This is a genomic window from Sphingobacterium phlebotomi (genome assembly GCF_008180195.1).
Lineage (GTDB): Bacteria > Bacteroidota > Bacteroidia > Sphingobacteriales > Sphingobacteriaceae > Sphingobacterium > Sphingobacterium phlebotomi.
The window spans coordinates 96,032-110,180 of record NZ_VTAV01000015.1; the positions used below are offsets into that span (position 1 = coordinate 96,032).

The 14,149-nt window shown below is 39.9% G+C and carries 13 protein-coding genes and 1 tRNA gene; 8 read left to right on the top strand and 6 right to left on the bottom strand.

The features are described from left to right. Positions 1 to 11: 11 nt before the first annotated feature. The gene (locus FXV77_RS17420) at positions 12 to 887 is read left to right on the top strand and encodes an endonuclease/exonuclease/phosphatase family protein (RefSeq protein WP_148920522.1); all 876 of its coding nucleotides are present in this window, start codon (positions 12 to 14) and stop codon (positions 885 to 887) included. Positions 888 to 931: 44 nt separating this feature from the next. Here the strand turns inward: FXV77_RS17420 and FXV77_RS17425 are convergent. The 4 genes from FXV77_RS17425 to FXV77_RS17440 form a co-directional block, all read right to left on the bottom strand. Next, a tRNA-His gene (locus tag FXV77_RS17425) sits at positions 932 to 1,005 on the bottom strand. Between the two features lie 132 nt (positions 1,006 to 1,137). After that, positions 1,138 to 1,545: a tetratricopeptide repeat protein gene (locus tag FXV77_RS17430; protein WP_148920523.1), complete on the bottom strand. Its 408-nt coding sequence runs from the start codon at positions 1,543 to 1,545 to the stop codon at positions 1,138 to 1,140. Positions 1,546 to 1,570: 25 nt separating this feature from the next. Next, positions 1,571 to 2,890 carry an ABC transporter permease gene (locus FXV77_RS17435; protein ID WP_148920524.1) on the bottom strand — a complete coding sequence of 440 codons (1,320 nt, stop codon included), beginning with the start codon at positions 2,888 to 2,890 and terminating at the stop codon, positions 1,571 to 1,573. Next, a complete protein-coding gene (locus FXV77_RS17440) occupies positions 2,883 to 3,830 on the bottom strand; it encodes an ABC transporter ATP-binding protein (protein WP_246162509.1) in 948 nt (315 codons plus the stop codon). Before FXV77_RS17440 ends, FXV77_RS17435 begins: the two co-directional genes overlap by 8 nt. Before the next feature lie 119 nt (positions 3,831 to 3,949). Between FXV77_RS17440 and FXV77_RS17445 the strand changes: the two genes are divergently transcribed. Further along, entirely contained in the window at positions 3,950 to 4,909 is a 960-nt protein-coding gene (locus FXV77_RS17445; RefSeq protein WP_148920525.1) for an NAD(P)H-dependent flavin oxidoreductase, read from the top strand. A 39-nt stretch (positions 4,910 to 4,948) separates the two neighbouring features. Here FXV77_RS17445 and FXV77_RS17450 read toward each other — a convergent pair whose 3' ends face one another. After that, positions 4,949 to 5,392, bottom strand: coding sequence for a DinB family protein (locus tag FXV77_RS17450; protein ID WP_148920526.1), 444 nt, complete (start codon positions 5,390 to 5,392; stop codon positions 4,949 to 4,951). A 69-nt stretch (positions 5,393 to 5,461) separates the two neighbouring features. Then, the gene (locus FXV77_RS17455; protein WP_148920527.1) at positions 5,462 to 6,925 is read right to left on the bottom strand and encodes a tetratricopeptide repeat protein; all 1,464 of its coding nucleotides are present in this window, start codon (positions 6,923 to 6,925) and stop codon (positions 5,462 to 5,464) included. Positions 6,926 to 7,169: 244 nt separating this feature from the next. On the opposite strand from FXV77_RS17455, the gene FXV77_RS17460 reads away from it, so the two are divergent. The 6 genes from FXV77_RS17460 (at position 7,170) to FXV77_RS17485 (ending at position 14,148) form a co-directional block, all read left to right on the top strand. Then, positions 7,170 to 8,000 (top strand): helix-turn-helix domain-containing protein, encoded by an 831-nt coding sequence (locus FXV77_RS17460; RefSeq protein ID WP_148920528.1) that lies wholly within the window; start codon positions 7,170 to 7,172, stop codon positions 7,998 to 8,000. A gap of 70 nt (positions 8,001 to 8,070) precedes the next feature. After that, positions 8,071 to 8,676 (top strand): DUF417 family protein, encoded by a 606-nt coding sequence (locus FXV77_RS17465; protein WP_148920529.1) that lies wholly within the window; start codon positions 8,071 to 8,073, stop codon positions 8,674 to 8,676. Positions 8,677 to 8,786: 110 nt separating this feature from the next. Further along, on the top strand, positions 8,787 to 9,404 hold the full coding sequence (gene yihA, locus FXV77_RS17470) for a ribosome biogenesis GTP-binding protein YihA/YsxC (protein WP_148920530.1): 618 nt from the start codon (positions 8,787 to 8,789) through the stop codon (positions 9,402 to 9,404). A gap of 7 nt (positions 9,405 to 9,411) precedes the next feature. Further along, a complete protein-coding gene (locus FXV77_RS17475; protein WP_148920531.1) occupies positions 9,412 to 10,266 on the top strand; it encodes a 4-hydroxybenzoate octaprenyltransferase in 855 nt (284 codons plus the stop codon). 77 nt (positions 10,267 to 10,343) lie between these two features. Then, on the top strand, positions 10,344 to 11,357 hold the full coding sequence (locus FXV77_RS17480; protein WP_148920532.1) for a LacI family DNA-binding transcriptional regulator: 1,014 nt from the start codon (positions 10,344 to 10,346) through the stop codon (positions 11,355 to 11,357). A gap of 208 nt (positions 11,358 to 11,565) precedes the next feature. After that, positions 11,566 to 14,148 carry a DUF4961 domain-containing protein gene (locus FXV77_RS17485; RefSeq protein ID WP_148920533.1) on the top strand — a complete coding sequence of 861 codons (2,583 nt, stop codon included), beginning with the start codon at positions 11,566 to 11,568 and terminating at the stop codon, positions 14,146 to 14,148. Position 14,149: the final 1 nt, after the last annotated feature.

Sequence of the window (14,149 nt, forward strand, 5' to 3'; positions counted from 1 at the left end):
ATCCAAATCAAATGAAACAAACGCTGTTTATTATCTTTTTTTCCGTATATCTGATTGGTTTAGGGAAGACTTATGCGCAGACAAAAAACACATTACATATCATGTCGTTTAATATCCGGATGAATTATCAAGACGATGGTGTCAATAACTGGGAACATCGTCGCGTCTATATGACCGATCTTATTAAACGTTATCAACCGGACTTGCTTGGAATACAAGAAGCCTATTACCCACAATATGCAGACATGAAAGACTTACTTTCCGATTATGGTTCTTTCGGTCCGGTGGAGGGTAGACAGGGGGCCGAATCGGTCGCTGCATTTTATCGAAAAGATCAGTTAGCATGCCTCGATTCGGGGACGTTCTGGCTCTCGGAGACACCGAATGAACAAAGTGTAGGCTGGGACGCAGATTTAAGAAGAACGGTTACCTGGGGCGCATTCGACATCAAGTCCAATGGCCAGAAGGTTTATTTGTTCGTTACTCATTTCGATCATAAAGGAAAAAAAGCTATAGAAGAAAGCGCCAAGCTGCTACTACAAAAGGTTCAGGAGATCGCGGGGGAGAACCAGGCTTTTATTACCGGAGATTTCAATTTTAGGGAAGAAAGCCTGTGCTATAAGATACTCACCACGGAGAGGGACGTCGCAAAACTATTCTATGACACCAGCAAACTTGCCAAAAAATACATTGGCCCCGCTTGGACATTACATGATTTTGGTAAGATACCGGAAGAAAAAAGGCCGAAAATTGATTACATTTTTACGAATAAAAAAGTAGACGTAACCCATTTCAGGAATATAGATGAACATCAGGGGGATATCTATCCATCAGATCACAATCCCCAAATAGTGACGGTAAAAATGGATCATGATGCTATAAGATAAGGTAAGAAAATAAAAAAAGCTTCTCTTTTCAGAGAAGCTTTTTGGGTAAGCAATGGGGCTCGAACCCACGACCCCTAGAACCACAATCTAGTGCTCTAACCAACTGAGCTATGCCTACCGTGATTTTGATGACACAAAAGTAGGAGAATTCCCCTTATACTCCAAATATTTTTAAACAAAAAACAGCGGTACAAAGCGAATAAGTTCATTTATAATGAGATAATTTTTATCGTCCAGCTTTAGATAGGAATTACTTCATATTAATGACTTCATCTACGATATATCGGGTATTGCCACGCCATGGCAGTACCCCATGATATTCTTTGTAGTGTAGGTCGAAATATTTGCCGCTATTTAGTTCCAATATCTTAAAAATCGAATCACTTTCCACTGAAAACTCAAATTCGTTGCTCGATACGCCACTTCCGGTTTGGGTGCGTAATCCTTCTTGAATCAATTTGCCTTCATACGTTTTAAAGAGGTTTCCCTTTTTTACGGCAAAATTGAGATAGCCGGATTTCACACCTTCGCCAAATACAAAATAGTATTTATAGTAAACCCAGCCACCTACCGCAAGAAATATAATGATGAGTAGCCAAGCCAGCGCTTTTCCAAGAACTCCGGACTTTTTCTTTTCTGTGTTTTGAGATGTTGTCATGATGTTATATTTTCTATGTAGTGCATTATCTTTTATAACTAAACCATTTGATAAGCTCTTTTAAACTCGCTTTTTTGCCGTACATCAAGATTCCCACACGGTATATACGTGCCGCAAACCACGTTGTGAGAACAAATCCACCTATGAGCAATACAGCAGATAACACAATCTGCCAAGTAGGTACGCCAAAAGGAATCCGAACTAACATCGCGACAGGTGATGTAAACGGAATCATGCTTAACCATGTAGCGATACTCCCGTGAGGATCGTTGATCAGCACCCCAAATGATAAAATATAAGGTATCAATAGGGGCATCGTTATCGGCATGGTAAATTGTCCCGCTTCTGTTTCGTTGTCCACGGCAGAACCTACTGCTGCGAATAAAGCGCTATACAGGAGATACCCTCCAAGAAAGAAAACAAAAAAACAGATGGTAAGTTCTGTAAAATTCACAGAATCGAGTGCCGCCGTCCAATCAAAGTCCGCATTTGCTGTAGCAGCCTGCTCACCAGGCAATTCCGTCATATTGCGCCCCATAGCTTGTTGAGCCATCTCTTTATCACTGAATAAGGCGGTAGAGAAGACCGTCATCAAGGTTAAAGAGAGAAGAATCCAAAGCACAAATTGGGTGATACCGACCATGCCAATCCCGATAATCTTTCCCATCATCAATTGAAATGGCTTCACCGAAGAGATCACGACTTCCACAATGCGGTTTGACTTTTCTTCTATGACGCCACGCATCACTTGGGTACCAAAAAGCACGAGTGACAAATAAATCAAGAAACACAATCCCATAGCTATACCCATCGCAACTTCTGTATGACTATCTTTAGCATCTCCGGTTTCGGTGACCTCCTTTGCAGCGATCTGAATGCTGTCGTTAATGTTACGGATACTATCGACATTCAATCCCATTTTTCGATACTGCTCGTTGCGGATAATTTCCCGAAGTTGTGACCTCACCTCGTTTTGTGTGGCTATATTTGGCTTCCCGGATGATAACAGTTCGATTTTTCTAGCGGTATAAAAGTCAGCAGGTATAATCAATAGATTCGTGTTCTTAGCACCATTCTTTAAGTTTTTGATCTGATTCTGAAGATCCGTATTTGAAAGTGAATAGGTAATGTTCTTATTATTCTTTAATTGAGGGGAAATAGAACCCTCATCATCAACAATATGTATAATGGCGTGTGTGTCCTCATAGCTCTGTTTAGTGAGAAAAAAAATCCCGGCGTACATACCGATAAAAAGCATCGGAACAAAAAAGGTCACAAGTAAAAAAGATTTTTTCTTTACACGGCTAAAGTATTCCCTATTGATAATTAATAATATCTTATGCATGATGAATAAACTTACTGGTAGAGGCGTCTGTAACTTGGTCAATGAAAATATCGTGCATGGAAGGGATAACTTCCCTTACTTGGTGTATTTCAACTTGAGGTATAAGGTATAATAAAATGTCATTCAACGAATTATCTTGCTGTACACGAATAGTAATTTCATGATTGTCTATCGTTTTTTTCTGTTCAACAATATCAAATAACGCTGTCTTCGCAAAGGTTGGAACCCCATTATCCTGTTCTTTAAATTCAATTATATAAAGCTGATTTTTATACGAACGTTTTATTTCCTGGACAGGACCGTCCAATACTTTTTTCGATTTATTGATAAGCGCGATGTAATCACAAAGTTCTTCAACTGATTCCATGCGGTGCGTAGAATAGATAATGGTAGCACCTTTTTTATTCAGTTCCAGAATTTCTTCCTGTATCACCTGTGCGTTGACGGGGTCGAAACCGGAAAAAGGTTCGTCGAGTATAATAAGATCCGGTTCGTGTACTACTGTAGCCACAAATTGTACTTTCTGCTGCATACCTTTACTGAGGTCCTCGACTTTTTTGTCCCACCAGCTTTCGATATGCAATTTTTCAAACCAATTCCGAATGCGTTGCGCGGCATCACTTTTGGAAAGCCCTTTGAGCTGTGCCAGATAAAGCATCTGCTCACCAATTTTCATCTTTTTATATAGCCCACGCTCTTCGGGCAGATAGCCGATGCGTTCGATATGTTTAGGTTGAAGAAGTTCGCCATCGAAATAGATTTCTCCACTATCAGGAGCAGTAATCTGGTTGATAATACGGATAAGGGAAGTTTTCCCGGCGCCGTTCGGGCCTAAAAGACCAAAAATACTGCCTTTCGGCACACGCAGGGATACATCGTCCAAAGCGCGGTGGTTACTGTATTGTTTAACAATATGACGGATGTCTAGCATATCATGCATAATTTTCCGCTAAATATACCGATGATTCTAGAGATTTCCAGTTCTTTTATTAATCTAGGATTTCTTGCTGCGTAAAATACCTATATTCGTTATGAAAAATGTGGTATACGTTAAATGTTATGACAGTAGAAGAATTAAAATCCCGTTTGTCCCTTCCAGTGGTTGCCGCCCCGATGTTTCTCGTATCGGGAAGCCGATTGGTCATCGAATGCTGTAAGAACGGTATTATAGGGACTTTTCCATCTCTTAATGGGAGAACATCGGAAGCGTTTGAGCAAATGCTTATAGAAATCACGTTAGAATTTAAAAAATACGAAGAAGAAACGGGAATAAAACCCGCTCCTTTTGGTGTAAACCTAATCGTCAATAAAACCAATCCCCGTATAACGACAGACTTGCAGCTCTGTATAAAATACCGCGTTCCGTTAGTCATTACATCACTAGGCGCGGTTAAAGATATAGTAGATGCCGTCCATAGTTACGGAGGTTTAGTATTTCACGATGTTATAAAAAAACGTCATGCAGAAAAAGCTGCGGAAGCGGGCGTTGATGGTATTATTGCCGTTGCGGCAGGTGCAGGCGGACACGCAGGTACAGCCAGTCCTTTTGCCCTTGTAGATGAAATCAAAAGTGTTTTTAATGGTGTTGTATTGCTTGCAGGTGGAATCAATAGCGGAAAGGATATTCTCGCCGCTGAAAATATGGGTGCTGATTTTGCCTATATGGGCACACGGTTTATCGCAACAGAAGAAAGTCTGGCAAGCGAAGCCTATAAACAGATATTGTTAGATACACACATTGACGATATCGTTTATACGGATAAAATTTCAGGCGTAAACGCCAATTTCATTAAACAGACCATCGACCCAATAGATATAGATCCTTCGGAAAAGAAACAAGAAGATTTTTCACAACTGAATACGGAACATGCTAAGGCGTGGAAAGATATTTGGTCGGCAGGACACGGTGTAACAGGTATTGAAAAGAAAGAACGGGTAACGGATCTAATTGCAAAACTTAAACAGCAATATAAAACAGCACTTTTACAGAACGTAGAAAAATTAAAATCATTGAAATAATCAGTTCGACAGAAAAAGTACACAAAAGCCGCTCATAGATTATCTTTTGAATAGGATGTAGTCTGTCATTAGCGGTTCGATACCGTTTTCCCTGAATTCGGTGGCAATTTGAGCACGATGATACGTAGAATGGTTAATGACGTGAAAAAGGATATCCCCCACATGGGAAGCAAATGAGTCTCCTTTACTGTTTTTGTAATCCACGATCTGGTTTAGATCACAGTTTTCCAATAGAGAAATCGAATTCCTGTAATTCATCGTGTCGATCTTCTCGAAGTCCGCGATAGGATGAATTTGCCAAACTTCGAAAACCTTTTGCTTGGGTTCGATCCTGTTGTTCCAGATTTGATGGGCATTTAATATATGGCTATATAATTTTACTGCCTTTTCTGATATGAGATCTTGATTATCAAAGATAACGTCTGCCAGTCTTTGGTTGCACTGATGGCTATATGCAAATAGCTTTTCGAAAAATTCTTTCATTGGTCCGATTTATTTCAATTGTCAAAGTTATTAAAAAGCAAAGCCACCGACTTACCAAACTGCACTGGATTAAGTATCCACCAATCCACGCATCCAGTTATTGAAATCTGCGTCCGAAGGGATTCCAAATTTTTTCCGCAATCTGTTCTTTCGGATTTGTACAGCCCTGACCGTAACAAAAGTATACTCTGCAATATTTTTTGTTGAAAAGTTGAGAAACGCCATAGCACAAAACTCAAGCTCGGTACTTCTAATATTTTGATCAAGTGATTTTAATGTTTGTATAAACTGCGGATACAATTCTTTAAATAAGGTTAGAAACTCTGGATTATTGCTTTTGGCCAGTTCAATTAAATTATTAAACTTGTTTTCTCCGATCTGCTCTGTCAGCTCCCTGTTGACGGTTTCTGTTTCCCGCAAAACCTCTTCTTTTTTATCCAACGTCATACGGTCGCGTCTAGAACGCCATGAAAAAAACGTGATTGCGACAAAAAGTAATACCAGACCAATTATCGCAATCCTAATTGACTTTGAAACCTTGGTGGCAGATTCCTGATCTTTTGCTTTTAAAATCTGGTTAAGCACAATATCTATAACCTTTCGATTTTCCCTTTCCAAGGAATCATTGAGCCGGCTAAATGCTAACTCGTACTCGTCCGCTTTGGCCTTATCTAACTTGTTATTGATATAATAATTTGCTAAATACCTGTAGGTGTTTTTAATTGCGTTCTTGTTACCGACTTCCCGCATATTCGCTAAGCTCCTTTCATAAAAAGCCAGCGCTTTTTGGCGATTCCCTTTCCTATCCTCCAAATTGCCCAGATAGGTGAGCGTATTATAAAATTCAGGAATTTTATATTTCTCCACAATGACAACGGATTTATCGAGGTATCGTTGAGCTTTCGCAAAATCACCCTTCTTAACATATAACTGTCCGAGGTCATTGTAAGCTCCTAGATACATCGCAGCGGCATCCTTTTCATCAAAATCCTGCAAAACATTCAATTGGAGTTCTGTATATTTCTGCAAGGAATCAAGTTGCTCTGTTTGATCAAAAACAGTACTTAAATTCCCGTACGTATACAGATAGGAAATCCTTTGTTCGACCCCTGTCAGATTCTTGATACAGGTTAACTGTGCATGAAACTCCCGAATGGCTTGCTGATGTAACTTAAGTTTTGTATAGGCTCTCCCTTTCACCCGATGGACTTCGGATTGCATAAGGATTTTTCCCTTATAATATTTCGTACGCTCAACACGATCAAGATGTTTAAGTCCTTCTTTGAACACCCCAACATTTACAAGCGCGTTGGCTGCTGAAAAATGAGCTCTTGCTTTTCCTTCATCATAGTTATGTACATTGGACAGAGCCAGAGCGTTCAAAGCAGTTTCCAGCTGCAGCAAAAATTCACCTTTAGTCTCGAATTCTTTTGCTTTACTTAAGATGGAATCAATCTCTTGCTTCCGGCCATCACCAGCGATGGTCTTAAGCGTGAATAATAATAAAGTTAAAAATAAAGCCTGCTTCTTCATTTAATAGGTCATCAATTATTTATTAGGTAGCCGTTTATCACAGCTATTTCGGGCCCATTTTTCGGCCGCAAAGGATATTGCGGCCAAATTTAATCATTTTGAACATTAAATCGATATTAAATTGTTCTCCACTATCGTCCACTATTTTATTGAATTTAGTTGGTAATACCAGCAACTAAATTTGACATTTATGGAAGTACTACTTAGATTTATAGTAAAATACAAATAAAACAATATTCCCGCTTTGGATTCTTTTATCAAAATATCCGGCTTTAATGCTTCTGATTCTATTCCGAAACTCAATCAACCCTATTATTTCATTGTTTTGGTGGATGGTGGAGCTTCTCTTTCTGTAGATTTTAATAATTATGATATCCACGGAAAGCATATTCTTTTTTTATCCCCGTACCAACTATTAAAGTGGGAATCTGGAAATTTGAAAAGGATTCGTTTTCTGCGGTTTCACGGTGATTTTTATTGTATTGAGTATCATAAAGCAGAAGTTTCGTGCAATGGCATATTATTTAATAACATATATGATAAGCCTTTCATCGCTATTAATAATGATTTTTTTGATGAAATCATGGGGCTTTTTGATAAGATAGAAGCGTTTGGAGATGCTATATTGAATTACGATTTGTCTATAGTCAGATCATACCTTCAGCTTATACTTGCGCTGTGTAGTAAGGAGAAGCAGATTGAAAATACACACGTTGAAATAGCTATTGAAAAACCAGACATTCTAAATTTCAAGTCGATGCTTGACACCGATTTTGCTTCATCAAAATCAGTGTCTTTCTATGCAGACCAATATGGTCTATCCGTAAATGCATTTAGCAAAAAAGTAAAGAAACACTATGGGAAAGTACCTTCAAAACTTATCCGGGAGCGTTTAATACTAGAGGCAAAAAGGCTACTTCATCTTACGTATAAAAGTATCAAAGAGATTTCCGCGGAATTAGGCTTTGAAGATGAGTTTTATTTCAGTAGATATTTTAAAAAAGAGGTGGGCGTCTCTCCGAGGATTTTTCGCGATGAAGTAGGCATATCGGTAGTAGCCAAAAAATCTATGTAATATCCACATTTGTCCATTTTTAAGCAAGATTGTCTATTGTAACTTTGATAGCATTCAAAAAAGATTAGAAATGGAAAAAATTCTTAGACTATTTGACAGTTTTCAAAATAAATTTATTGATTTAATACGGATTGCTATATTTATAGTGATGGCATGGATTGGCGGATTGAAAGCCTTTCCATACGAAGCGGATGGCATAGTGCCGTTTGTTATCAACAGTCCTTTTATGAATTTCTTTTATCATAATACTGGTAACAAAGCAGTAAATGAGCAAGGTAAAGAGGTCGCAGAATATACGCTTCATAAAAATCCAGAAGGCAAAACAATTCAAAAAAATGTGGATTGGCATCAGCAAAATGGCACCTATATTTTTTCTTTTGGATTGGGATTGGTTATTGTTACTATCGGAATCCTCGTACTATTGGGTATTTGGTTTCCGAAAATCGGTTTCTGGGGCGGTCTTTTAACCGTTGGAATGTCCGTGGTTACACTTTCGTTCCTCATCACAACACCTGAAGTTTATGTACCTGATCTTGGTGGAGATTTTCCAACACCGCACTATGGATTCCCATATTTATCAGGAGCGGGAAGACTAGTCCTAAAAGATATCATTATGTTGGCAGGAGGTCTTATCATTGCCTCTGAAGCAGCAAAAAGAAGCTTACAGAAGTTTTGAAAGCGCTGTAACAGATGAAGCCTCCGATTTAAAAATGAGTACCTAATGATTCAGGAATGGATAATGTTTGCCAACATTAGACAAATGGGAAAAAATAGTACCTTTGTTCTATGCTTGTAAAAACTGCAGAATTTATCACTAGCAATACCGATGTGCGGAAGCTTCCGGAGCCAACATTGCCGGAATATGCCTTCATCGGTCGCTCGAATGTAGGGAAATCATCATTAATCAATTCGATGGTGAACAAAAAAGGGTTGGCAAAGACATCGCAAAGACCGGGTAAGACACAACTTATCAATCATTTTATAATCAATAAGGAGTGGTACCTTGTCGACCTTCCAGGCTACGGGTTTGCACAGACATCCAAAAAGAACCGTGCAGAATGGGAGCGCTTTATTCGAAGATATCTAACGCAACGTGAAAATCTGCAGTGTATTTTTGTGCTTATCGATAGCCGACTTGAACCGCAGAAGATAGATTTGGAATTTTGCCGCTGGCTAGGAGAAAAAGGTCTGCCGTTTTTGCTGGTGTTTACAAAAGCAGACAAGCAATCCGCGGTGAAATCTGATCAAAATATAGCTAAATTCAGAAAATCGCTCTTAGCATGGTTTGAAGAAATACCGCCTCTTTTTCTGACTTCTGCCGAAAAAAGGCAAGGAATGGAAGAGATTTTGGCTATGATAGACGACATTAATAAAAATTTTGTTTTGCCTGTTGTTGAGCAGTAGTAATACCATGAAGAAGTACATGTCTCTCGTGCTGTTTGCACACAGCATCTTCGCATTGCCTTTTGCTATTATCGGTTTCTTTCTGGCTATACAAACCACAGAAAACAGTTTCGATTGGAAAAAACTCTTGTTGATGCTAGTATGTATGGTAACGGCACGGAATGCAGCTATGGCATTTAATCGTTTTTTAGATCGTGATATTGATGCCAAAAATCCCCGGACGGCTATGCGCGATATTCCAGCAGGGAAAATTTCGGCCAACAGCGCGCTGATGTTCACCATCGTCAATTGCCTGATTTTTATAGCGGCAACCTATTTTATCAATACACTGTGTTTCTATCTATCACCCATAGCGTTATTTGTCGTACTGTTTTACAGTTATACAAAGCGGTTCACACCGTTATGCCATATTGTATTGGGTATAGGGCTGGGGCTATCGCCTATAGGGGCCTATTTGGTCGTGACAAACCAGTTCGATATCGTGCCGATATTCTATGGTATCGCCGTGATGTGTTGGTCTGGCGGATTTGATATTATCTATGCCTTGCAAGACGAAGAATTTGATAAAGCAAATGGTTTACGCTCTATCCCTGCCTATTTTGGAGCAAAAAGAGCGTTACGTATTTCGGAATTCCTGCACGTGATCTCTTTTGTATTCGTGTTACTTCCGGCGTTCTATATGCCTGTAGGATGGTTTTATTACTTGGGTGTCGCGTTTTACGGCTTTTTATTGATATACCAACATCGTATTGTTAGCCCTGCGGATCTAAGTCGTGTAAATAGAGCATTTATGACGACCAACGGTGTCGCTTCTGTGATATTTGCGGCATGCTATTTATTGGATATTGTTTTTTTTAGATAAGACTAGTGATTGCCCTTTCCATAGGGATCCGGTAGCGAACAGCGAATTATTACTATCTTTGAAATGAGAATAAAGATATGTCACAGATAACGATAGTTGATTTAGCAGAGACGTTAGGGCTGTCTAAATCTACAGTATCCCGGGCATTTCGGGATAGTAGCGATATTAGTCCGAAAACAAAAGAGCGTATTCTGGCAAAAGCAGAAGAACTGGGTTTTTCTCCAAATTTGTATGCGAGTAGTTTACGGGGAAACCGTAGCCAGACCATTGCTATTATTATCCCCGAATTTGGAAACAAGTTTTTTAGTCAGGCCATAAAAGGTATTGAACTGGTTGCCCGTTCGAAAAAATACCATACTTTAATATACGTAACGGATAACAACGTACAGAATGAAGCATCTATTGTACGTTCGCTGGTAAATGGCCGCGTAGATGGCGTGCTGATTTCTGCCTCGGGAGAGGGGAAAGATCATAGCCATCTGCAAACATTGGTGGACCATGATATACCTATTGTATTCTTCGATAGGAGTTATGACGACTTTCACAGTCACTTCGTCACAGGCAATGATTTTGAATCCAGTCGGCTCGCCACACAGCACCTCATTGATAGCGGATGTAAAAACATCGCTTATCTCGTTATTAACCAGAAGGTGTCTATTGGTAAGATTCGGATGGACGGTTATAAAAAAGCGTTGGAAGATAGCGGTATACCGTTCCAGGAAAAATTGGTACTAGACACAGAAAACGACGAAATAAAAAACAGGGCCGCCATCAAGACGCTTATCCAACAACATAAACCGGACGGGATTTTTGCTTCAGTAGAAAGGTTAGCTATATCTACAATCCGGGTTGCTCAGGAAGAAGGCATTCAGATTCCGGAAGATCTAAAATTGATATGTTTTTCCTGTTTGGATATAGCAGATCTATTGAATCCTTCCCTCAGTGTCGTGAAGCAACCCGCCTTTGCGATGGGAAAAGAAGCAGCCAACTTTCTTTTCCAGACGTTACATAAACCATTGGAATTGCGTCAACAGCAGACGACGTTACTGCAATCCAGCCTTATTTTTCAAGATTCCAGCCGGAAAATTTAATTTTTCTGAAAAAAAATATTTTTTTACTTTGGAATATTCCCGAAACATTTTACCTTTGATATGTTTCGGGAACATTCCCGGAACGCTATCAATTATCGAGGGATCACAAGAATAAGCTTTTCATAGTAATCTTTGTTCTTCCATAATAAAAGTTAAACAGTGCTTTTTCGGGAACATTCCCAATAGGTTTTGGCTAACCGTTTTGTAAATGAAAACGAACAAAAAATTAGGATATCTGCTAGTTATGGTATTTTGGCTCATCGCCTGTAAAAAGGAGGTGAAACCAGATGTAGACCCCATCGGGGAAGACGCGGAGCAAGGTTTAGTGGCTTTGTCCAGTGATTTTCTATATTGGGACGAAACGACCACGCTTACTTTTGATCTGGCAAAAGGCAACAACGAACTTCTTAACCATTCTGAAGACCTATATCTACATGCCGGTTTGTTATTGACCGGTAGTACATCAGAAAAGGAATGGAAAGAAGTAGCAACAGCATGGGATCAGAATCTTGATCGTTATAAACTAACACGGGAAGCGGATGGCAGATATAGTATCACGCTTCACCCCGAAAGCTTTTTTAAGCGTACTCAAGCAAATGATGTAACTCATATTGCTTTTTTGGTACGGAATGCAGATGGGAGTAAAGTGTTGCGTAATACTGATGGATCCGATATGTACTGGTCTGTTTCATCAAAGCAAAAACCGGATGTAATCTTTAAAGCGCCCACTGTACAGCCGACTTTTGTCCTGCAATCGGAAAAGAAATCATATGCAGTGGAGGAGGAGCTCCCGATTCATTTACAAGCATCGCAATCGGGGACATTAGCACTTTTCATAAATGGTAAACAAGTCGCGACCAGCGAAGGGAATGTGCTTCAACACAATTTAAAACTGAGTGGTATAGGGCAACAACATATACAAGCGCGTGTGGAAGCCAATGGACAGCATGCTGTTAAGGACCTGAACGTGTTTGTGGAAGGTGGAGTGGAGATAGCTGATCTGCCTGTAGGCATAAATAAAAATGGCGTAACAATCGATCGCGATAAGCAAGAAGTGTCTTTCGCACTTACCGCTTCGGATAAATCCTCTGCGTTCTTATTAGGAAATTTCAATGACTTTCAAGCCACGCAAGATTATGCCATGAAATGTACACCAGACGGTAACACTTGGTGGATTACGTTAAAGAATCTGGATTTCCAAAAGCCTTACACCTATCAGTTTTTGATTGATGGACAACTGAAGATTGCCGACCCCTATGCTCGATTAGTATTAGATCCCAATCATGATGGAGAAGTAGCATCCGACCCACATTTACCCAGCTACCCGCAAGGTGCAACAGGTGGTATTGTTTCTGTATTATTATTAACCAACACGGCATATAGTTGGAATACCGGCACGTTCAACCGTCCTGATATATTCGATTTGGTGATATACGAACTGCATGTAAGGGATTTTCTGGACCAACGTAATTATAAAACGTTACGGGATTCGATATCCTACCTTAAACGATTGGGTGTAAACGCGGTTGAGCTGATGCCTGTACAGGAATTTGAAGGAAATTCTAGTTGGGGCTATAATCCGTCTTTTCATTTTGCATTGGACAAATATTACGGTACGACAAATGAGCTAAAAGCATTTATTGATGCATGTCACCAGGAGGGAATTGCGGTCATACTTGATATGGTCCTGAACCATGCCTTCGGACAATCGCCTATGGTGCGTTTGTATCAGCAATCGGGTTCGCTATCAACCAATCCTTGGTTTAATATCACACCTACCCATCCCTATAATGTTGGTTACGATTTCAATCATGAAAGCCCCCATACACAGCAATTTACCAAAGATGTTATCGCATTCTGGATGGAAGAGTTTAGGGTAGATGGCTTCCGTTTTGACCTTTCCAAAGGGTTCACACAGAAAAATTCCGGCACAGACGAAGGCGATCGCGCTGTACAGCAATGGTCTGCTCACGATGCAAGCCGTATCGCGATATGGAAAAACTACAACAATTTTATCCGTGAACGGGATCAAGACTTCTATGTCATTTTAGAACATTTCGCGGAAGACAGCGAGGAGCGTGAATTGGCAAGCGAAGGCATGTTCTTATGGAATAATCTAAACCATGCATTCAATGAAGCCACCATGGGTTGGAATGATAACTCTGATCTTAACCGCCTTTTCGCCGATGCACATGGCTTCGAGAAACCACAATTCGTGTCGTATATGGAATCGCACGATGAAGAACGGTTGATGTATAAAAACTTGCAGTATGGCAACACAAATGGCAATTATTCAACGAAAGAGCTGACGACAGCATTAGAGCGTATGAAGCAGGCGGCGGCATTTCTCCTTTGTGCGCCCGGTCCAAAAATGATCTGGCAGTTCGGAGAACTGGGATACGATATCTCCATCGATGAAAATGGTAGAACAGGTGAAAAGCCGTTAAAATGGGATTATTTAAAGAACCAGAAACGCTATAGCCTTTTTGCGCATTATGCCAAGCTAATTCGTTGGAAACAGCAGAACCCTATTTTTAGGAATGCAACTATCAATCATCAAGTAGCCGGAGCCGTGAAATACTATGTGCTGAAAGAAGCCGGGCAGGAAGTACTTGTTATCGGAAACTTTGATGTGATTGCACATGATTTTACTATTCCGACAAGTTTACAGCATAACTGGTATGATAACTTGGCAGAGACAACACGCGATTGGCGTACGACGAGTTCGATTACATTGACAGCAGGACAATATTACATATTAAGCATAAATAAACTGAACAATAAACAATAAA